The organism is Saccharicrinis fermentans DSM 9555 = JCM 21142 (assembly GCF_000517085.1).
Lineage (GTDB): Bacteria > Bacteroidota > Bacteroidia > Bacteroidales > Marinilabiliaceae > Saccharicrinis > Saccharicrinis fermentans.
In genome coordinates this window covers 4313246-4337058 of the sequence record NZ_KI912107.1, presented here as the reverse complement: position 1 = coordinate 4337058, position 23813 = coordinate 4313246, and the positions used below count along the sequence as shown (strand labels likewise).

Genomic DNA, 23813 nt, shown 5'->3' with positions numbered 1-23813 from the left:
AATGCAATCACCAAGAATCATTAATAGTCAGTAATATATATTTTTCTACTAACATACCACTTTCTTTCATTCTTATTTGCAAAAACTAATGCATCCCAATAATCAGGACCTTGCCCTCCCTCTATAAAAAAACAAGCATTTTTATTATCATTAGATATATAAATATGAGAAATAAAAAAAACTATCCTTTTGCTTGGTTTTATTTCTTTGATGATATCATCACTTATTAGACCATATTGGTAACCACAATTAGAAATTAGTTGGTTAGTATCTAACTTAGTATTTACTCCTAATGATTTGATAAATCCTTCAAATGTATTTAATTCTAGGTCGTTTAACTTTATAGAATTAACATTAAAAAACTCCCTGTCTTTGATGTCGGTTGTCAGTTCTGCATCGAAAAATACAACCTTCTCATTTGTTGGAAGCTCAACCCTATGCTCAAGATAAAAATCTTGTTCAACAGGTAATGAATCTATTCTTTCACAAAATGATATATAACTCTCATATTTATAACCTTCTCCAATTACATCACAAAGCACATCATTTAAAATCAAATAAGATTCATCTGGTTTAGAGCAGCCAATTATAAATACAAATAGAATTGTAAAACTTATTATTTTTGTCATTTATCGGTTCCTCCATAATTAAAAGCATCATGTTTAATTGACTCTTTTGATTTTTGTGTTTTTAAGATACTATGTACCTTATAAACTGCAGGTAATCCAATTCTTCTAAATCTAGAATTGGTTTTCTTTGCATTATCATGGTCTAATTTTGCATTTATAACCGGTTTTTTACCTAAAGATGCAGCATCTATATCCTCAAGGCCATGTATTACTAATTCGTGTATGATAGTTCCTGCTCTGCTCGCTACATAAAGCATTCTTGCAGCTTCAGCATCTTCTGCACTAACATTATTCTTACCGTATTTATATTGTAGACTTTTATTATTAAATTCACTTGCAGCATCATTACGACCTACGTTTAATTCTGTATTTAGACGGATTTTAGCTTTCCATCTTCCACCTTCATTGTTCATCTCCCATGAACCATTAGGGCCGTAATCACCTCTTTTTTTCTGTTTTTCTGTGGGACCTGCAAAACTTAAATCAAATCCTTTATCATGTAGTGCTCCATTCTTCTCATATTTAACACCCAACTCGCTTATTTCCTGCCCCTTTTCTGCAAAAAGAGAAAGATATTCTGAACCTAAGTCTGTTTGAGCAAAAGCTAAAAATGCTTGAGCCAATTCAGGCCTTTTGTATTCGCCTTCCTTATTCTTCTTTAGAATCCAGTTCAAATCTAATCGCATTCCGTCTGGGTCTATAAAAAGGATAGGATTATTAATTGCATAAACATATGGCCCATAGTTTAAGTATTTCTCAGCTAGCGGGTCAACAGCATTCCAGCGTCCAATCGCCGGGTCATAAAACCTAGCCCCATAATCGTACCAGTCCAAACTCACGCCTCCAAGATCGTCATCCTGAAGTTCTTTTCCGTTGTAAAGATATTTGTTTTGTTGGTAATTTGCACCTGCTGTATTGTATTTTTTTTGCGCCATGACCATTCCAAATGGATAGTAACTACTTGTTTGCACAATGTCGGCACCTCCGGGTATCATACTTCCTCCAAATACAACACGGGTATTTCCTAAGTGATCTTTTAAATTGTACTCAAAGTGCCAGCGAGTATTATCGCCTTCTTTTATAGGAACAGCTCGTCCTTCTTCTGTGGAGAAAAAACTCTTTTTACCATCAGTATAAACCAAGTTGTCAACATAATCAGTAGACTTATATGTTCCATCATCGTTAATATATTTGGCCAACTTGTTTCCTGCCGCATCGTAATGATAAAAAATCTTTCGTGTGTCACTAACTTTAACTTCCTGAGGTAGATTTAAAAAGTTATACTTGATCACCATTCCCCTTGATGGATCATATTTCATATTGCCAGCATCGTCGTACTCATAATTTCGGCTTGGTTGTTCCAACTTAAAATCTGCCAGATCTATATCGCCAGCCATAGCTGTTATATCTCCAGCAGGATCGGTAACCTTCTTCAACCTATTACTTTTTTCATTCGTATTTTCGTAGGTGTAAGTCAAGTCATCAGCTAGCATACCATTAAAATAGCGCTTTAATGTCTGTATATTACCATTCTTATCGTAAGTAATATCACTCACATTATTCTTATTCTTGTTATTGGCTAATGCACTTCCCTCACCATAGCGAGCATATTTTAAACGGTTTAAACTATCGTAATCATATCCAAACCCATGTACCTGGCTGTTTTCACCCATTGTTCCGCAAACCATTGCAGCAATATTACCATTAAACTGTTGGCTTGCAGTTGGCACAATAGACTGGTTTAACGAACCTAAATTATTATAATATAGTTTCATTCCAAACAAATCATTGTCCTCGCTTAAGTCTGGATCGTTAATCGAGGTTAACCAACCACGGATGTTATAACGATAGTTTACTTCTTGCACAAATGTTTTAGAACTGCTATTGCTAGCATCCTCTGAATGCAGGTATTTCGTAACCAATTCTCCTAACTCATTGTAGCGTGATGCATTGAGCACAAACTTATCTTGGTTATTCACCTTACAGGTGGTTTCCAGCAATCGCCCCATATGATCGTATTTAAAACCTTTTACTACTGTCAAATCTTCCTGGTTAGGAATTTTATGCACTTGCGTGGTTTCTTCTACTTCATGAGTTATTTTTTTATATTTACTACAAAGCCTGTCAACACCACCCTTGTGGTTTGTTTTAGCAATCATAATGACGTTGCCATATTTATCGAAATAAGATACAGTAACTAGCGTTGTGTTAGCCATAATTAAGCCCGATCCTCCAACTGGAAGTGCTTTAACCATGCTTCCTATAGCTACTCCCTTGGTATAACTCGATTTGTTTTGCTCATAACCATCAGGCATGTAACTTGAGTTAAATTTTAGCTCATCGCTATAACCAAGGTTTTCGATAAAATCATAATCCTTATCATCATACCATGTTACCGTTAATATATCGATGGTATTATTATCTACCGCCAATGATGGATAACTCTGACTTGTCGTATAGCCGTATGTGTTCTTATTTTTGCCTTTCTGGTATTCTTCATACATCTTTTCGGATGATACATCTCCATAATTATCAAAATCAGTTCTTAATTCAGAAAGGCTTTTCTTAGCCACAATGGTTCCAGTTAACACCGGACGATTCAACTGGTCGTACTTAGTAAATAGGTATTTGTTTCCGTTTTCGGCGCGCATATTACCATCTTGAGTCAACACTAGTCTGTCCCTGTAGTCATAAACCATATTAACTATTTCTGCCCCAGGTATCTTTTTACTTATCATACGCTTACGTCCATCATAGCAGTAATAATAACAAAGGTCTTCATCTTCTGGAGAATCCGCCAATGGCGGCACAACTATACGTAACAATCCAAAATCATCGTAGATATAATGAGTCCTAAGGGTTTCTGATTCATTCATAGATTCCTTTAAAATAACCTGTCCAAGTTTATCTTTGTACTCTTTAGTGACATGCCCATTTTCATCCATTATTTCTGTTACATATAAAGAGTATTTTCGGTAAGAAAAAGCTCTTCGTTCTTCATCCCATGAACTAACTGTTTCTGTATTGGTAGTATATTTATAATTTACTGCCTTATTTTTTGTATGCCAGTCACTTCCTGCTCCCAGCTGGCTTTCAACTCGGTTTAGCGGTGAGTTTTCAAAACGAGTAAAAGCAAAAGGATTAGAGTCATGTTCTTTACCTTCAATTCTATTGGCTGTTTTATAAAAGTTTACACATTCTGATACTGCATTTTCAACAAACGCCCCGTTGTTATTAATATCAATATACGGAAGGTATTTTTTTGCTTCTCTTCCAAAATCATCATAAACAATGGGCTGCACAATATCATGACCTTTGGGTGATGCATCTACTTGTATTATTTGGCTAGGCCTGCCCAGTCCATCAAAATACTGTATCTCTTCGGTATGAGCATAACTTCCTGAAGGAATGCTTGAATGAGGCTCCCTGAATGCAATGCTTCGAATATAGTTTTGACTTGTAGTCGTGGAGGTTCCGCCAACAGTTACAGATGTCGTTGCTGTTGATGTTGGGTTAGGCGATGCCGCAGAAGCATCGGGGTCAATATAAGCATGAAAGTCCGCTCCTGCTACCGCATGAAATCCAGGCTGTAAAACGATACTCTTTTGAGCCTTTAATATGGTCTTCCCTGTTATCACATCATCTACTGTGATATGCTCCTGAGCTTGCGAGGGTAACAGATCTACCAACAGGAACATGAGTATAATATATATTTTATTTTTCATTTATTTCTACTTTAGTATAAAAGCTTAAACATTTTTCCCTTAAGCACTTGTCTTTATAAGAGCACAAGATTCTACACACAATTTTATCAGAAGAGATAATTATCAGCCTGAAAGCATTTTGTAATACTCTCTAGTAGTACATATCAGGTAATATCAGCATTATGCTTGTTATCTTTTCCTATTATACTTTTATTGTATATCTAATTTTTAACAAACTTCTTAGTTAATCTTTTACCATTACTTATTATAGTAAAGAAATAGATACCTGGATTCAAGTTTCTGGCTTCCACTTTTTTTTGCTCACCGGGTAAATAACGATCAATCTTTTGATGGTAGTGTATAATTCCTGCTCCATCTACAATCTCTACTGTCATCTTTACTTCTTCCGTAGTTTCAAATCGCCATGTAAATGATTCTTTTACAGGAATTGGGTATATAGTTACCAGACGTTCCCCTTCAGTCAAGTCAGCATAATCTAGTTCCTCGTAAAACTCTATACGAATACTATCACTCCACTGACATCCGAGGCTATCGGTTATTGTAAGCTTATAGCCGTAAATTCCAGCATGGTTATTGCTATAGGCAATCTGGGTTTGAAGGTTCGTATTATCATTCCACAAATAGGCAAAGGCATTGTCAGGACCTATCAACTCAAGTTTTTCGCTTATAAGCATAGCGGTATCGCGACCCAGACTAAACTCTAGAGTTGGTACTTCTGTAATGGTAACTGTATCAGATATTACACAGCCTCTTTTATCCACCATGGTAACATAATAATCGCCCGGGGCATCGATATGTATAGATTCCACATTCTGGAGTGTATCATTCCATATTATATTCATATATCCTTTTCCTATGCTTAACTCAGCTATACTACCTTGACACAAATATCCTGGACTGTTTATTGCTGAAGCTACCGGAGGGCAATTGTAATATTTGGCCACAAAAATATCTTCATCGCCCAGTGTTTCTATTTCGGAGCCCCCGGCACTTAGGCTGCCATTGAAGCTTCCCATCAAATACAAATTACCTTTTGTATCCAAAGCTCCACCATTACTGGCGCTGCCACCTTTACCATGCATGGCTTCTGCCCAAATTACCATACCCGATGTATCTAACTGTGCAATAAATGCTTCAGAATATTCACTCACGGTATTTATCTGTATTGAATCCATCTGCAAAGTATCATTAAAGCTCCCGGTTACCATGGCGCCTCCAAACATATTCAATTTCAGATCGCGACAACGATCGCTATATTTACCTCCAAAGGTTTTTAGCCAATTTATATTTCCTGTTGAATCAGCTTTACATACAAAAAAATCTGTTAGTCCCTTACTGTCAAACTGCAGGGTATCCACCAACAGTTCCTGATTAAAACTGCCCGATAACAGCAATTGGTTTTGTTTGTCACAAGCCATTCCCGTTATATCAACATATGAGGGACTGTTAAAAGGTTTTGACCATATGCCCATGAGCATACTATCCAGCTGCATGATAAAACTATTGCTTTTTTGTTGTTTACTGCTTGCTGTAATTTCCAAATAACCAGCTTGAAAAGCCTTTTCGTTTTTGCCTGCAATATAAATATGGTTTAGACTATCTACGGATAGTGCGCTCAGCTTTTCCTTTCCTTCCCCGCCCAATTGCACAATATTATCTACTGTTCCGTCTGGCATTATGCGGGCTACAAACATGTCGTTATGCCCTTTACTGATCAAATCTCCAGTTGCACAATGGAGCGTATCGCTAAATACTCCTCCAACAATCACATTGCCCTGAATATCCGCATCCATCAAATATCCAGATGCTGCATAATAAAACGGAATGGTATGAACCCAATCGGCCTTACCTCGCTTATTAATACGGGCTACAAACAGCTTTTTGCTTTCGCCTTGTATCTTTTGCTTGCCAAACTTCATCTCTCCTTGTATGATTCCAGTTATGTATAGGTCATTATCGGGTGCCGGATAAATAGCCGATATATTGTCCATATATAGCCCTCCGGCCTGCCAAAGCCACTGCAATCTGCCGTCTTGAGTAAAACGAGCTACATAGATATCGTGATTTCCTTCGCTTTTTATTTCCTTTTTGTTGCATTGCAGCCTTTCAGTAAAACTCCCTGCCACGTAAACATTGTTTTTGCTGTCGGTGGTTATACTTGTGGGTATGTCCCAGCCAGGCCCTCCTAATTGCTGCATCCAGTGGTAGATTTTCTGAGGGTTTTGCGCATTAACTGTAATGCTAAGCATCAATAATATCCCAACCCAAATTGGTGTTAGATTTTTCATATTAGGTGTTTTAGTAAGATGTTTCTGTAGCATATTTGTAATCGTATTTTTGAAGGATGTTATGATCCTGATCTTTGATATATTCTAAACGACCGAAAGAATCGTACTCGTAGTAAGTAATTCGGCCGTTGGGGTCTGTTATACTGGTTATACCTATAAGAGGATTGTAGGTGTAAGTGGTAACTAAAGCACCTGGTATTTTTCTTAAATTGGTATTTTGAATATCATTCAACCCTCCACTTCCAACACCATCGCTTAAATGAGTCAGCCCCAAAGCTCCTTCGACTTGGGATATTGCTGCGTTAATAATTTTTGCAACTGGGTATTGGTTATTGTATCCCCATACATAACTCGTTATTTTGCCACTCTTGTCTTCCATCTGCAGAACTTTACCCTTATCATTATACTTAACAAACTCCATCTCTGGAGTTTGGTTATATTCAGCTTGAACACTTCCTGAAAAATTAGAAAATCCAGATATTGGTTTTGCATTATTCAATGTATAACGCTTATATGGTAAAAATAAACCGTTAGCCTCTTGGTAAGTGGTTAAATTACTATCTACTAATTTACCATCGACATATCTTCTGATTTCAACTGGAAGTTCGATCATGTTTGCTGTTTTCATCCCTTCATATACTCCGTTGTCATCAAGAATATCGCAAGTATATGTAATTTCTTGGGTCGCAACTCCACCATCACTAATTGGATTAGTAATTTTGTTTACTAGAAGATTCTCTTCGTTATATAAGTACTGATATACTTCTTGGATACTATCATTTGATAAGCTGTAATTAGTCATCGTTTCGGATTCTAATTTCCACCATTCCGAAGAAAGATTATAGTCAGCCAATAAACAAGCTTCTTTATCTGGCCCAAAGTATTTTTGTAATACTATTCCCTTTACATATTGATTAAAATTTTCTGATTTTTTATAGACGTTTATCTTTTTTCGTAACAAATTATCAGATTCATCGAAGATATATTCTTTCCTTAAAATCCCATTGCTTAAGTTAGCAGTACTAGGCACTCCTGGTATGTGTCTATACTGATTTTGATCAGCAGTGTTCAAATAGAACATGACTTTTTTTCCTCCTTCTCCACCTTTAAAAGATTCGGAGACACAAGAATAACCAATACTTGAACCAGCAGCAGAATACCCTATAGGAGTATAACTATTTGACATTCCTACCAGATATTTATATCCTGTTGTAACATTCATTACCCCAGTTGTTCCATAAAGATATATTGTACTCATATACAGATCTATATATGATATGAATTCAGGGTCTGTCATTAATATTCCACTGGACTCTTGCCCATACAATGAAGAATTATAAGTAAATTCGCGCTCAATTTGTTCTTCCCCTGTTGTATCTGTAATTTTCTTTATCCTTAAACCTCCTCCTTTTTCATTTATATTAGGAATCAGGGTAGAGTCAGAAACATAATTTAAACGAACAAAATTACCCTCAAGGAATACACCCCTAGCCAAAACTTTATAAGTTCCTGCCTCAAGATAGGTTGAGTCCACGTCCACAAATTCCCATAATAAATTCTCACAAATCGTCGTTTCTTCAAATAGATATTCGCCAGGATACATACTGTATGATCTTATCGTATCGACAGACTGATCATCATTTATTTTTATAATAGCTCCATATTTTCCTCCAACCAATAATGTGAAATCGCAATAACCTACTTCTTCAGCACCTATTGTTAATTTGGCCATCTCACTTTCAAGAGCAGTGAATCCATGTTGGATTTTTACAAACTCTTCTTTTTCCAGTGTAAAATAATCCTCATTTTCAGGAATACTACCTATTGCTCCGTTTGTTTTAGCATAACTATTCGTCTCTTCATACTCATAGTAAGACTCTTCTGGATCGAAATAGTCGTTTGTTTCGTACTCGAACTCACTATTGCCTCCTGTGGGATATGTAATAGATTGCAAAATTCCCATTTGATTATAGACAGTATCAACATCTCTATCAGCTCCATAAATTGTTTTGGTCTGTCCCTCCTCTCCTGTATAGGTATATTGAGGGATTAAAGTTCCTCTACCTGGATTATAAGTAGGAGAAGTATACCCCCATTTATATAGGTTGCCAGTACCATTATTATAGTAGCCCCACGTATCAATTTTTACTGTTGTCTTAGATGGCCAACTAAAACTTTTATTATATGTAAATAAGTATGAGTTACCGTTAATACCCTTATTATATTTATAGATAGAATCTAATAATAGCCTATTACTTTCATAACTGAAGTGTAACTTGTATTGCATTATGGTATCAGTGTCAGTCAAAACAATAATCTTATCTAATTTATGAGCTTTACCACCCGTAGTTGTATACGGAGAACCTGAATCCAAATCATCTCTATCAGTTACTTCAAAGCTAACTTTACCCCCCTTAAAAGTGATTTCTCTTAAACATAGCTCTTGATGTTCTGTACATGAAACAGAATATGTACTAGCCCTCATAGGTAGTACCGAAGGATAACCGCGTTCCCCTCCTAACCAAGTCCTAATTACATAACATAATTCACTATAGGATCTTGGTGTTTTGAACCAATGTTTGTTTTTTATATATGAAAAATTAATTGAGTCGCCTATTGAAGAAACAATGGCATCCAAATACCATGAACTTACAGCGTCTGGATGATCGGAATGCAATGGTAATACAGAAGGATTATACGGAAAGGAAGTCGTCATACCTAGGCTATGAGCTAATTCTGTGCTTTCAAAATAATACTTATTCCCTTCTCCATCAATTATTACCCACCTTTCTTCTTCTGGATAATATTTTATATCTAAATTGTTTCTTTTTTTACATATGGGGACTGCATAATCTTCTGTACTATTTCTTTTTCTGTCAAAATAAAATGTCCCGGTAAAAGTCGCAAAATTAAAATAAAAAACATCTGGTTGTGAATCATAAAGACCATTGGCCATGTTTTTATAATATGCTAGATCGACTTGACTTATATCAGTTAAATCAAGATCCTCTGTTCCATTCTCAGTACCAGGAAAATCCTGGTTGTAGTAGTAGCCATAACTAAAAGCATTTTCAACGAAATTAGGATTCTCAAAATCATTATACCCCACTATTGATCTTGTTATGACACCCCCTGAATTTAAGACCCAACCTAAACCTACCCAAGTTGCATCCTGATTAGGTCTAATACCTCCAGCATAATAACTTAAAGATAACGGTAATGATAGAGACCCTGATTTGATTTCATATAATGGTATGCTTATATTAGGAACACCTGTATAATAACCTACTGGAGTACTTCCATAAATCCCTAAGCCTGATGCATTGGGAGAAGGTGAAATAATTTCATTTTGAGAGAAGCCAAATGTTGAAAAGCAAATAATCAAAATTAGATGTATCGTTTTTTTCATAATGTAAAAATTTATTTTTTCATATCTGTGATAGATTTTGAAAATTCATCAAAGAATTTAGCAAATTTTCCTACTCTCTGGGTTCCTTTAACTGATCTTCAAACACTGTAATGTAGCCCGAATACTACCTATTTACAATCAACCGCTCGACTGTTTAACAACACAATCTCCAACCTTTCTAGCCTTTCTTCTAGATTCTCCCTTTCTTTTTGTTCCTTGCTTTTCGCGTTGTCTAACTCTATTGCATAAAGCGTCAACTCCTCCACCTTCTGCAACAACAGTTTATTCATCTCCGCCAAATTCACACCTTGCTCTTCCATTTGGGTAGCACTAGGTATATCCGGTAAGTGTTTATGGGTAAGAATGTAGTTTTCCACTTCGGAGAGAGGAGCTAGGTAATAATCATCTGCAAATACAAAGTCAGCGGTTTCACCGTTAGCGGTAACGATGATATTGTTGGCGGCTAGGTTGCCGGCAAGGTTAAGGTTATTGGCAGCAATGTCTTCTACACGGATTTCTTCTGCAAGGATATCTCCTGATACGTGAAGTTTCGCTTGCGGTGAGGTTGTGCCAATACCTAGCTTTGTGCGAAAATATCCAATCCCAGAACCTGTTATTGAAAAATTTCTATACCATTTATAACTTTCTAAATAGTAATTATATCCAACCTCAAAAAGAGAACTTGATTCATCACCCATTCTAAGTTTAAGCGTAGCGGCATCTTTTGAATCATCATTTCTATAGAGATAGGTCGGATCTGTATTATCTGAACCGTCTGAGTTAAGCCAAATTATTTTGTCAAGTGTTTCTGATTGACCTAAGACGTTTATTGTTGCAGTGACAATACATAATAGTGTAAATAATTTCCTCATTTTTTCTATTTATTGCTTAATATAATTTTTTCTAATTTGGCAAGTCTTTTTACCATTTCCTTCCTTGCTCTTTGTCCTTTGCTCAATACTTCGTCCAATTTCTCTTTTCCCTTTCTTTTTTCTTCTTCCAGACTTTCGATTTCTGCCTCTAATCGTTTTACTTCTTTTTCTTTAGTAATTTGGTACAGCACAAGCTCCTCCACCTTCTGTAACAACAGTTTATTCATCTCTGCCAAATTCACACCTTGTTCCTCCATTTGGATAGCATTTGGGATACCTGGTAAGTGTTTATGGGTAAGAATGTAGTTTTCTACTTCGGAGAGAGGAGCTAGGTGATAATCATCTGCAAATACAAAGTCGGCGGTTTCACCGTTAGCGGTAACGATGATATTGTTGGCGGCTAGGTTGCCGGCAAGGTTAAGGTTATTGGCAGCAATGTCTTCTACACGGATTTCTTCTGCAAGGATATCTCCTGATACATGCAGTTTCGCTTGCGGGGAAGTGTTGCCAATGGATACATTTCCAGATCCATCAACATATAAATTGTCTATTTCATATCTTGGTTCTGACATAAGCTGTTCACCTTCAACAACAACAGAATCCGGATCTCCCAACGTAATATCGACTCCTCCTGCAACTTTTATGAGATTAATTCTCATTGCCATATGATTATACGGACAATTAGCAATTAAGTGAATCTTAGAATCGGTTATCTTTCTTAATCCAAGTATGATTTTTGAAGTCTTTTCATTTTGCACTAAATCATATGCAAGTCCTCCTGAAAACCTGACATAAAGTTTAAAATCTGAGACAGAGGGAAGATTATACCCCCAATTACCATTATTGTCAACTATCTGCCCAATTATTGCAACACCAGTATATCTCCCGATTGTGCCCGCATCTAAAACTGCAACTATTCGTTCTCCAGCCTTACTGCCTGTATTTTTAACATTCCATTCAAACTCCTGTGCATGTAGTACTATTGTGAAATTTATTGACAATAATAATGGTACAAATAAGCATTTCATTTTATGTTGTTTGATGTTATAATTTGTTTGATTTTTTGAAGATCTTCTTTGACATTTTGCAACTCTTTATCTTTCTCAATTAAGTGTAAAGTCAACTCCTCCACCTTCTGCAACAACAACTTATTCATCTCTGCCAAATTCACACCTTGTTCCTCCATTTCGGTGGCACTTGGGATATCTGGTAAGTGTTTGTGAATTAAGATGTAGTTTTCTACTTCGGAGAGGTTGCGAAGTTGATAGGAGTCGGAGAATACAAAGTCGGCCGTTTGCCCGTTGGCTTCAACAAGAATTTCTTCTGCCCGAATGGTTCCGGCAACATCGAGTTCATATTCTGGTTGATTTTTACCAATTCCGATTTTCCCAGTGTTTCCATTTATAAATAATCGCTCTATACCAGCTCCTGCTGCGAAAATTAACGAATTAAAAGCTTCGCCATTCTCACCATCGGATGAACGGATATACGCTCGATCATCACCATTTTCTTTCTCTAGAAACTTGAATCTATAGGTTCGAGACATTGCAATATCTCCATTAACTTCAAACTTAGCTATGGGATTATTAGTCCCAATACCAACATTACCGCCTGCGTCAATAATCATTTTAGTATTTCTGTCAATAAGTTCTTTGTCGGTCATTGTTTTGCCACCTTTATAGGTATCATCATGATGAGAAATAAAACGAATGTTAGAGAAGATATCCATGTTGATTAATCCGATAGACGATCGAGCCCCATCCCCATATAGTTTCCAAACACCATTTTGACGAATTCCATTTAAAGCAACAGATGAATTAGTATGACCTAAACTAGAATTAAACCATTCAAACAGGGCCACTCTTTTTGTTTTCAAATTTCCAACAATATCTAATCGTTCAGATGGGTTAACTGTTCCTATTCCAATATTTCCATTTGTATTAACTCGTAACCTATTCTTACATTCTGTAAAAAAATCAATACCGAAAAAACCTGACAGATAGGCATTTCTTCCATTTAACGCACTGCTGTTATCTCTAAAATCATGAAAACCAAAACCATAATTATTTAGATATTTACCATCATATAAAAAATCATCATTTAATCTTACTGTAATCCCAGGCGAGCTATTATCAATTGAATTGGCCATTTCAATTTGAACAAGTCCATTTAATTTTTCCTGCTGCCCCCATACACTAAGATTCAATAAGATCATTACACCAAATAGGCTAATTTTTTTCATCATAATCATTATTAAATAAGCACCAAACACTTACACGACTGATTCATCACAATTAAACACTCTTTTTTGTATCATATACTTGATGCGAATAAAAAATTCGCCAGAATTGCACAAGAATAGCAATATGGTTTGATCAATGTATTTCACCTAAACATTTAAAATCTATTTCAACTTCTTACTTAGTTCTACTTTAACAGATTAAAATGATCACTGAAAAAACGATAATTTAGTATTGTTTTTCTTTCGTAATAAACAGTAAATTAGTATATTGCAATTGAAACAAAGAACAAAACTCAAGTTTGCAATGGGTAACGGGCGAAAAACTTAAAAAAATATACGAATAATGGTAAAACACTGCTAGCGGTCAACAACCGACTTGAAGTGTATTTATCTGAATTTCAGCACCATTTTAAAAATAGAACAAAATCCAACTTCGACAAAGCTACTCAATACGTCGAAGGTCTAGCTTTAAGCGATTTGAAAAACATCGAACGCATCACTGAGACATTAAACGCAGACTACCATAAGATGCAGCATTTTATCACCGAATCCAATTGGGATGCAAGAGCTGTCATCGACCAAATAGCAAATCAGGTAGACCAATCACTCCCAAACCAAAATTAAAAGGATTACTCATAGACGAAAGCGGATGGGTGAAAAAAGGTGACAAAAGCATTGGTGTTGATCACCAGTATTGCGGGAACGTTGGGAAGACTGCAAACTCGCAGGTTGCAGTTTTTGGTTGCTTGTGCACGGACAAATATGCAGCGTTGGTCGACACGAGACTGTACCTTCCAAGGTCATGGTGTACTAACAACGCCAGGTGTGAAACTGCTGGCATCCCCAAAGAGGACAGGGTTTTCAAGACAAAACCGGAGCTGGCTACAGATATTGTGAAGCACCAACTGGAAATGGGTATCGAGTTCGATTACGTTGGGGGGGATGGACTTTATGGCAATGACCTTGCGTTTACCCGTTCGGTTGAGGATATGGGTTTGGTGTACATGCTTGACATTCATAGCGATCAAAAAATCCACCTTGAAAAACCAGAACTACATATTCCAGAGCGAAAGAGCAATCGTGGGCGCCCACCCAAAAGGCCGAAGGCAAGCACCCCATCGGTAAACGCTAACGAATATATAGAAACGCTTACAAACAAGGACTGGAAAAAGCTTGACATTCGTGATTCTGCCAAGGGAAAGCTGAAGGGATTGTTCCATTTTAAGACAGTTTACATTTGGGATAAGGTTCAGAACATTGTTGAGAAACGGTTGCTGGTCATTTCGAAAAGAAAGACAAAGCAGGGAGTAGAAATAAAATATTCGTTCACTAACGCAGAACTTGCTCAATACACGCATCAGGCGCTGGCATACATGCAGGCACAACGCTTTTTCATTGAGCATAGCTTCAAAGAGCAAAAACAGATAGTAGGCTTGGATCAGTTCCAAACCCGCAAATGGCTGTCATGGCATCACCAAGTAGCCCTCAACTTAATGGTGGGCAGCTTTATGCTGAAAGAAAAACTATTGAATCAAGACGAAGTCCCATTGTTGTCGGCAAGAGACATTATGGATTTTATGGTATACAAATTTTATCGTGAAATGACCGATGAACGGATGCTGGAAAAACTGCAGCAGCGACATGAAAAGCGACAGCGTGACATAGACCTCTGTTATTCAAAGCAATAAATCTGTTAAAGTAGAATTAGTAATAAGTCTTTTAATCAGTGCGTCCAATTCGTTTAGCTTTTCACCTTGAATTACCAGTTCATTCTCCAACTTCTCCCGCTCCTTTTTCTCTTTATTCCTAGCATCCTTCAACTCACGAACCTCTTTATTTTTTGCAATTTGGTACAAAGTCAACTCCTCTACCTTCTGTAACAGCAGCTTATTCATCTCCACCAAATTCACACCTTGTTCTTCCATTTCTGTGGCACTTGGAATATCCGGTAAGTGTTTATGGGTAAGTATGTAGTTTTCCAATTCGGAGAGGTTGCGGAGTTGATAGGAGTCGGAGAATACAAAGTCGGCGGTTTGACCGTTGGCTTCAACAAGAATTTCTTCTGCCCGGACGATTCCTGCGATTTCGAGGCTTGAAGCATAAATCCCCTTCTCAGAAGTTATATTCCCACCAACAACAATACTTGGGTCAGATTTATCCCCACCTCCAATACAGTCTTTAAAATAGAATGTATTCGATTTATAACCTATAAAATCTTCTGAAGTTCCCGGGTCTCCAAAAGAGATATAATTATCATTTTTATAGTACGCCTCATCGGGTGAGAAAGAACCTTTCATGCGTACACCGCCTGCAAATGCTAAATGTCCTCCTACACTATTAGAGACCAATTTTAATATTGCCAAATCATTAGCCTTTGCTCCACCACCATATTCAGTATCGGTATTTTTAATCCGAAACTCAATACAGCCAACGGACTCATCATTTTGATATAAGAAGTGAAGTTTAGCATCTTGAAGATACGTTCTCAATGATTCACTATCATAATGAAACCTTCTAATAACAAAAGGTCTATTATCTTCAGGTTCTGAACCTTTATTTGCATATGTGTTATTTAAAACAAAGCCTGGCACACCAGCTGCTGATAATGAATTATAAATCTCAAATTTGGCAATAGGATCAGAAATACCAATTCCAACATTTTCATTCTTAATATAAATGGGAGTAGTAGTATTGTTCTCATCTTTTATATTGGTCTGTCCCAAAACTGAGGAGCCTATAACTCCAAACACCAAGAGTGTTAATATTCTTCTCATATTTATATTTATACGAATTAATATTTAAGTAAGTATTTAATCGGTACAATTTGCAATCATGATCGCATATCCCTTAAGTATTAGCTCCTGACATTCCGTCTTTATATACTCTATTTTTTATTTATAATCAAGAGTTGGACAACAGCAATCACTTGATCATGAAGGAACAATATCCGTAAAATGTATCTCATCCCTACTTTTAAAATAGTCAAGTCAAATACAATGGTCTCTGGCGTACAGCCTTCGCTTAAAATTATAGCTCCAAGATTATTGTATATTAGTTTGCATATAGATCAAAAACATAATACAAAAATACTTCCTAACAGTATAGGTATTTTTTTGTAAAAAATCGATTCAGTAATTACATAGAACATATTCGTTCAGCCTTTAAGTTAAAACAAGAGAATCGTTTATATAACAAGCTTGAAGTGAATGAAAAATATAATCGGTTAGAAAAGTTACAAAAGATATTCAAGTATAGAAGTATCATTGGATTAAAGTGTGGTTTTCAGTTAAGTTTGATTAGTAAAAAATAAAAGTTTATTGTGATAATATAATTGATTATTTGATTCAGTACAAATAAAGTTAAAAAACATAAATAAACCAAATTAATCATCTCATAGACTAACTAAACAACTTTAAATTAGATGATTTGTATTATGAAAATATATAATAATATTTTACATTGTTAGACACTGTAAACTCAACTCTGTCCATAATTTTGAAATTATATTATTTCAGAATTATCAATAAAAACATATTTGTTGATGTAACTCATCAGTTGCCACCTTATGGTAGACACCATGTTTTTTAACAGACCCAACTTTGCTCTTTACAAACGTAATTAATAAGTCGGCCAACATTGTCTCCCACATCTTTATTTCATCTGCGTTTTCTTTGTTCCCTAAGCACTCCGTCTTACCTTTTGTTCCTGCGCTTTGTTCTTTCCCTAATAAAGAACTACTTCTTCACCTTTTGCGTAAGTCTTCGGTCTTTCACATATTGCGACCTTCATACTAGAGCTGTTTCTTTGATGGCAAAAAATGAGAATGACATTAACAACATTTAAGCGTTTGTATAAGGATTACCAGGAATCAGGTTTGAACATAAAAGATTTCTGTACCAACCAAGATTTGGCTCCTTCCACTTTTTACTATTGGCGAAATAAATTGGAAGAGGCATTAGCACATGAGCCAGATAGCTTTGTTCCACTAGAATTTGACAGTAATCCGTTAACGACGAATAACCAATCGAGTCCATCTATCATCAAGAGTAAGCCTACTTTAAACAATGATGCTCCCATTGAATTCGTATTTCCCAATGGCACCAAGATGCTACTAAGGGATAATATAAACACGCAAGTATTAAAAACAATTGTTCACTTATTTGATTAAGTCTGATGTTTCATTTACACGATAAACTTAAATACTTTCTATATCCGGCACCAGTGGATATGCGTAAAAGCTTTTACACACTCAGCGGCATTGTAAGCTCCTTAATGAAGCGTAATGTTCAGGACGGTGAAGTTTTTATATTTGTCAACCGTAGGCTGACCACCATGAAAATACTTCATCTAGAACACGGCGGGTTGGTAATTTACCATAAGAAGCTCGACAGTGGTGTTTTCAAACTTCCTGCATTTGATGAAAGCCTCACATCTCACATTATAAGTTGGCACGATTTAATGTTGATTGTACAGAATGTGAAGCCAAAAAAAGGCTTTTAAAGAGGTGACAAAAAGAAGCAATTTTTTAGGATTTTTAGATCGATAAAATTGGCTATAAGCCTTGATTTTACTATCTTTAAGCTCGTAATTAAGCAGTGATAAATGAGCGATTTTTCAAGCAATAAAGATGTGTTAATACAGGAGCTTCTCCAGGAACGTGACGAGATGTTTCAGGAGCTTTCCCGCTTGCGAAAAAATGACAATAGGGTTCTGGACACTTTGGAAGCTAAAAACAAAAAATTAGAGGCTATAGTCGCTAAAAAAGAGCAGCAAATTAAAAAGCTGATCGACCAGCTTGCTTGGTTTCGCCATAAGTTTTTTGGCAATTCTAGTGAAAAGCATATTGCCGAAGATCCCGATCAACGAAAGATCGATTGGGACGGACTGGAGGTCGTTGCAGAAGAGAAAGCTATCATTGAAAACGCAGAAAAAGAGCTTATCGAATATGAGCGCCGCAAGCCTGTAAAAAACAAGCAGAGGCCAGTTCGTCAACCACTTCCTGACCACCTTAGACGAGAGGTAGAAGTTATTGAACCGGAAGGTAAACAAGATAACTGGGTGCGTATTGGCGAAGAAGTAACAGAAATACTCGAACACAAGCCCGGAGAGGTATATGTACGTCGTATAGAACGTCCTAAATATGCAGTAAAGCAAGAATCAGTATCACCGGATATTGCTACAGATCAAAACACCGAAGAAGCATCAGCTATCCGTATTGGTTCAATGCCATTATTGCCTTTGCCACGCAGCAATGCAGGGCCTTCTTTATTGAGCGAGCTGATGATGAATAAATATTATTTCCACCAGCCTTTTAATCGCCAAATGGCCATGTTCAAAATGATTGGTATAAAATTACCTGCATCCACCATTAATGGTTGGTTTCAAGGAAGCTGTGATTTACTAAGAGCTCTTTATGCACGTTTAAAAGAAATTGTTCTAAAATCTGATTATATTCAGGTTGACGAAAGTACCATTTCGGTTATTAGCAACGAAAAGCACAAAGCACAAAAGGCTTATCTGTGGATGGTTCGATCAGTAATGAATAACTTGGTTTTCTTTCACTACGACAAAGGCTCCCGAGCACAAAAAGTGATACTTCCTTTATTAAAGGATTTTCAGGGAGCTCTTCAAACCGATGGATATCAGGCATATTCAATCTATGAGCAAAAGAAAGGTGTTTTGCTTCTGGGTTGTTGGGCTCATGCGCGCAGGAAATTCTCCGAAAGTCTAAAAGAAGACAAAACGGGGGCTGAATACGCATTGGCACAAATTGCTAAAATCTATCAAGTTGAGCAAATGGCCACCGATCAGAACATGAATTACAAGCAAAGAGCTGAACTACGAAAGCGCTTGGCTTATCCAATCATGCGTGCTTTTGAAAAATGGATCGAAGGCTATTACCCCAAAGCGCTACAAGGAGGAAAGATGAGTAAGGCGCTGGCTTATACATACAATCTTTTCTTACGTCTGTCTCGCTATCATCTTGATGGCCGATATCTGCCTGACAACAACGGAGCTGAAAATGCAATTAGGCCGGTAGCTGTTGGAAGAAAAGGCTATCTGTTTTGTGGCAACCATGATGCCGCAGAAAATGCAGCAATTATGTACTCACTACTGGGATGCTGCAAAGCCAGTGATGTAAATCCTCGCGAATGGCTTACAGATGTATTTTCTAAGATTGCGTTATACAACAGCAATTATGATTTAGACTTGGCTGATCTTTTGCCGCACAATTGGAAAAAGTCTAATAGTTGTCAGAATATTCCAAAAAACACCCACTAATTTCGATTAATTCCAAAAGATTCCAGTAAAACTTAGAGATTTCCAACGCTCCAATCGACATCCGGATTGGAGCATTTTTTTACTTTGCAATATGTAGCAGACCGCATATTTACCCTTTTGCCACACCAGAGTCGGCATCATCTGAAATATCAAATTCCTCCTTTGACTTATATTAAGCATTAAACTCAATAGGGTCACATAGCATATATGTTTCTCAAAAATGCTTCATAACGTGAATAATCAACACATGCTTTTTCAAATGTAATGATTAAACTTGAATGCAAATTCATAACCTCATTTAGAAAAATACTCTTCTGTCTTTCCTGCTTCGCTATCCATTCACACCAAGCAAGGTACATTTTCGCTTGCTTTTATTATGGTGTTTACTTCAACACCTCTCCTTCTTGCTAATTGCCAACTGCTTAGGATATTCTTAAAAAAAAGGGTTATGATTGTTAAATCTTTGATATAAGGTTGCTTTAATTCTACGTCGCTAAAGCAGCTATCTACTATACTTGACAAATATTTCTTATACACATTCATGTAGATGTCCTAAAAAACCTTACTACCCTGTCATTTATTTACCTCAGAAAAGATACTGCATCTTACCAACCAAACAGCTTAACCCTATATAAGATATTTATAGGCATCGGCAAGCAAATCTAATATCACTTTCGCGAGTCAAATGATAACCTTCAAAAACGATAAACAACATAACTACAAAACAATAATATATTAATATTTTTTATGCAACATCAATAAACATATTATCTAACTGTCTTACAGCCAAGCACTATTAACAAACCCTAACACTTAATTAAATATAGATTGCCCACTAAAATTTGCACTTAGAACTATGTCTTACTATTTCTGTTGCAACTCTATAGTCAACAAACCGAGTAGTTCTTGGAGATATTTTGCATAGATAATTCTTAATAGACACTAGTGATAATTATATTCTATTTTTTTTATGATGTTCCAGTCTTGGTCGCGCAAGTTTATTAGCCTGCCAAAACCGTCGTAACAGTAATATATTGTTCGCCCATTAGGGTCGGTTTGTGAGGTCATACCCACCAAAGGAATATAAGTGTAGGTGGTAATTGACGCACCATCAGGCAAAGCATTCCTGATGTCGTTGTTGAGATCAGTCAAGTCAGACTTGTTTGAAATATTAATTTCACCGAAAGTTTCTAATTGGTCGAGATATTCTTTTAGCATTGGGTCATTATCGATTACCGTCGATTTTAGATTATCCATCTTAGCCATAACATAAGATGAACCGTGCCCCCAATAATACGAAACTAGCTCCCCTGTTTTCAACTCGATCTGCCTCGTTTTACCATTAAAGAAATACTGGACGCAAAGCTCGGGCAAGCTAGGGTACTGAATCTGGTTATCTCCGTTAATTGAACTGTTCTGTAAGTCCTTTTTGAAAATATCCCGAACATTTATGTTCTCGTTATGCTTGGCAAAAACGTAAAATAAAGATTCTTTGAGGCTGCCTCCCGATTTACGGACTACCTCAACAGGACGATCTACCATGTTCTTTCCTACCATATCCTGCATTATACTCAGGTTGGCATTGTCGTCCTCGTATAACATTGCAAATCCGTTCGTGTAATCCAAAGGATATTTCCATATGGTTTCCTTGGTTGCCCCTTGGCTATCTATTGTCTTTGTTCTTCCCGGGAAAGAATAATTTGGATTGTCATAATAACTATAGTTACGAACAACAAGGTTGCCATCTTCATAAATATTGGTTACCACTGTACTATCAAGATGCTTCCAGCCCGAAATATAGTCAAACTGTACCGGATGCTTATATGCCGTATAAAAAGCTGAGCAACCATTACATTTTCCTTCGACCGAACCGTCTTTTATCAGCCTAAAACTAGACGATTTGGAATTTTGTCGGAGATCTATACTATAATAGTTTGATATCATTTTAACCGAATCGTAAACACCTTCATTATTCTTGTAAATAGTTTCCCGTATTAATTGTCCCCTCTTCCAACTATTGGAAACAATAGGGTATTCTTCACCTATATACTTATCTTTACATATATCAAACTCATAGTTTACATATCCAGTGTTATTCCCTTCTGAATCTTTATTAAAAACCTGAACATATTGGTAATTAACACAATTCGAATACAAGCCGCTTATCGGGTTACTGTGACTGAGGATAGTTGTATTTACCGCCAGTCTACATCCGGGTATAACCGACGGATTATCTAAATCTGATTCTGAATAGTCTGGCTCCACCCGTACATCATGTCTACTCGAGGTAAACGTTAAAGTTCTTAAGTTGTTGAGCATCCCACTTGACTTATTTGTATTGGGAATGAGATAAGTGAAATTTTGTTCGTTAATCTTCGCACCATTGGTATCACGATTCACAATATTCTTGATTCTTAACCCACCTATTGGGTAATTATACTTATCATCAAAATAGTCATTCCCAGCATAACTAAAGTAGATACTACTTTTGATGTTATGGCAATTGGAACTAACACGAAAGTAATATTTATGCCCTTTAATAATATTCACAGTTCTCGTTCTTGTAAAATCATTGGCTTCCCTTGTTGCGGATATTAATGTCCTCCCCTCTGTCAAGTCACTGATCTCAATTTCAGCCTGATCATATTTATTGTGCTGATTATTGTAGTCAATTTTACGTTGAATGCTATATGTAACATCAATTGATTGAGAATACCTTGCTGTAAACAAGTAGAAATCACTGCCAGGGAATTTTACAACGCTATCAATTGGCAATAGAATATCTCCATCCTCACAACTTAATCCTTCGGGATAACCTGTTGTCATTGAAACGTCTTGCGCATTTTTTTCAACAACTATAGGATCTTCTTCACCGTACCTGTTAGACTCCCATTCAAAAACCGTCCGCCCACCTGTCGGATAAATAATCTGCAACAGACTACCGAATTTTGATGAACTTTCATCAACATATCTGGACTGAAAACCAACTGTGCCCGGAATAGGTGACATATTGTTCACACCGTTGTAATACCCCCAGTAATCCTTTGAAAAGCTATTTTTATCGGGACAGTAATCTCCTGAATAAACAAAAGAAGTGACTTCTTTTTCGGTGTCTCCTGATCCATATGCCAATTTTGAAACACTATCCAATTTAAGACGTAACTGGTCTATTTGTTCCGAATCAGGAGAGGAAGTATAAAAATATGAATAATGAAAATCAAAACTATGATGTGGGATATAATCATTTCCAATTTTATTTTCTATAAGGATTTGCTTTAAACGTCTTAATGGAGGCACCGCACTCGCACTAATGGGCGAATATGCTTCAATATCCTTTCTTTGTTCAAGTATAAACGTGACCCTTCCGTTAGGAAATGTAATCTGGTATGGTTTTTGGGCCTTAACCATTTGGTTGGAAACACTTTTTTTAAAAGATATAAGTGTTTCCTTCGGCAGTATGTTATACTTTGAGCATTCATATTTCATAACAGATTTACCTTGGCTATACCCAAATGTTTTGGTCGTGATGCTCCCGTCGGGTTGGTAAACATAGGAGATCCGATCATCTGTTCCCTGACCTATTATCTCTTTAACATGCCACGTTGAGATATATTCTGGAATGCCTGCATGAATAGGATAAACAGATGTTCTATCAACACCATCGTCATTAAATAGGTATCTAATTCCGTTAGGGGCAACGATAATATCATTTCCCGACTGTTTCTGAAATAAATAATTACCAAACGGTATCTGCATTTTTTCGCCAAAGTTATTATAAACAAAAGATCCATTATACCCCGCTAGATTAAAATGGAAGACATCGCGGAGGAAAGAATAAGCTGGTGATTTCTCACCTGAAATATTGTCCAAGTATAGGTTGTCGTCAGAATTTACATTCTCCAAATAATCAACCACTTCGTTAATATCCGGGATAGACCAGTTTTGGCTCGGTTCATCTGGATAACCGTTCACCTCTCTTGTGATTTGACCTCCGTAAAACAAGTCCCATCCCAATCCAACCCAGGAAGCTTCTTGGCTAACCTTTATTCCACCTCCATGATAACTCAGCTTAATCGGAACTTCGATATCACCCGCCCTTATCGTATAAAGAGGTATTTCAATTGAAGGTAATCCTGTGCTATAGTTAACAGGGTAAGTACCATATGTGGCTATACCCGCAGCAGAAGGCTCTATAGGTTCCAGATGTCGCTTAATTTCTAATATGTCGTCTTGTGCAGTTATGCCTGCAAAGATGTTTATAATCAAAAAAAATAGAACAATGTTTTTATTTTCCATAGAAAATATAGATTTAAGAGTTTGTAATATTTATTTTTTTCGTTAATACATATTAATACCTAAGATATTT

Annotated in this window: 12 protein-coding genes and 1 pseudogene; 4 read left to right on the top strand and 9 right to left on the bottom strand. The window is 36.5% G+C overall.

All coding sequences use genetic code 11. The features are described 5' to 3' along the window. Positions 1 to 20 precede the first annotated feature (20 nt). The 7 genes from CYTFE_RS0117625 to CYTFE_RS28950 form a co-directional block, all read right to left on the bottom strand. Entirely contained in the window at positions 21 to 629 is a 609-nt protein-coding gene (locus CYTFE_RS0117625) for a hypothetical protein (RefSeq protein WP_027472882.1), read from the bottom strand. Further along, positions 626 to 4354, bottom strand: a complete 3729-nt coding sequence (locus CYTFE_RS0117620) for a DUF6443 domain-containing protein (RefSeq protein ID WP_027472881.1) — start codon at positions 4352 to 4354, stop codon at positions 626 to 628. The genes CYTFE_RS0117625 and CYTFE_RS0117620 overlap by 4 nt, the downstream gene beginning before the upstream one ends. Before the next feature lie 200 nt (positions 4355 to 4554). Beyond that, positions 4555 to 6642, bottom strand: a complete 2088-nt coding sequence (locus tag CYTFE_RS0117615) for a T9SS type A sorting domain-containing protein (protein ID WP_161636329.1) — start codon at positions 6640 to 6642, stop codon at positions 4555 to 4557. A 10-nt stretch (positions 6643 to 6652) separates the two neighbouring features. Then, a complete protein-coding gene (locus CYTFE_RS0117610; protein ID WP_027472879.1) occupies positions 6653 to 10051 on the bottom strand; it encodes an RHS repeat domain-containing protein in 3399 nt (1132 codons plus the stop codon). 128 nt (positions 10052 to 10179) lie between these two features. After that, complete coding sequence (locus tag CYTFE_RS28960) at positions 10180 to 10923, bottom strand: hypothetical protein (protein WP_052343273.1); 744 nt, start codon at positions 10921 to 10923, stop codon at positions 10180 to 10182. Positions 10924 to 10928: 5 nt separating this feature from the next. Further along, positions 10929 to 11951: a hypothetical protein gene (locus CYTFE_RS28955; RefSeq protein ID WP_052343272.1), complete on the bottom strand. Its 1023-nt coding sequence runs from the start codon at positions 11949 to 11951 to the stop codon at positions 10929 to 10931. After that, on the bottom strand, positions 11948 to 13168 hold the full coding sequence (locus CYTFE_RS28950; RefSeq protein ID WP_152541898.1) for a hypothetical protein: 1221 nt from the start codon (positions 13166 to 13168) through the stop codon (positions 11948 to 11950). The genes CYTFE_RS28955 and CYTFE_RS28950 overlap by 4 nt, the downstream gene beginning before the upstream one ends. 296 nt (positions 13169 to 13464) lie before the next feature. Here CYTFE_RS28950 and CYTFE_RS0117590 point away from each other — a divergent pair. After that, positions 13465 to 14853 (top strand): annotated as a pseudogene (locus CYTFE_RS0117590) (IS701 family transposase). Here the strand turns inward: CYTFE_RS0117590 and CYTFE_RS28945 are convergent. Continuing rightward, the gene (locus CYTFE_RS28945; RefSeq protein WP_052343270.1) at positions 14842 to 15939 is read right to left on the bottom strand and encodes a hypothetical protein; all 1098 of its coding nucleotides are present in this window, start codon (positions 15937 to 15939) and stop codon (positions 14842 to 14844) included. The pseudogene CYTFE_RS0117590 and the gene CYTFE_RS28945 overlap by 12 nt on opposite strands. 1043 nt (positions 15940 to 16982) lie before the next feature. On the opposite strand from CYTFE_RS28945, the gene tnpA reads away from it, so the two are divergent. The 3 genes from tnpA (at position 16983) to tnpC (ending at position 19447) form a co-directional block, all read left to right on the top strand. Next, positions 16983 to 17333 (top strand): IS66 family insertion sequence element accessory protein TnpA, encoded by a 351-nt coding sequence (gene tnpA / locus CYTFE_RS0117580; protein WP_027472601.1) that lies wholly within the window; start codon positions 16983 to 16985, stop codon positions 17331 to 17333. 5 nt (positions 17334 to 17338) lie between these two features. Next, positions 17339 to 17665, top strand: coding sequence for an IS66 family insertion sequence element accessory protein TnpB (gene tnpB / locus CYTFE_RS0117575; RefSeq protein WP_027472877.1), 327 nt, complete (start codon positions 17339 to 17341; stop codon positions 17663 to 17665). Between the two features lie 102 nt (positions 17666 to 17767). Continuing rightward, positions 17768 to 19447 carry an IS66 family transposase gene (tnpC, locus tag CYTFE_RS0117570; RefSeq protein WP_044262892.1) on the top strand — a complete coding sequence of 560 codons (1680 nt, stop codon included), beginning with the start codon at positions 17768 to 17770 and terminating at the stop codon, positions 19445 to 19447. A 942-nt stretch (positions 19448 to 20389) separates the two neighbouring features. Here tnpC and CYTFE_RS0117560 read toward each other — a convergent pair. Next, positions 20390 to 23743: an RHS repeat protein gene (locus tag CYTFE_RS0117560; RefSeq protein WP_027472874.1), complete on the bottom strand. Its 3354-nt coding sequence runs from the start codon at positions 23741 to 23743 to the stop codon at positions 20390 to 20392. Positions 23744 to 23813 lie beyond the last annotated feature (70 nt).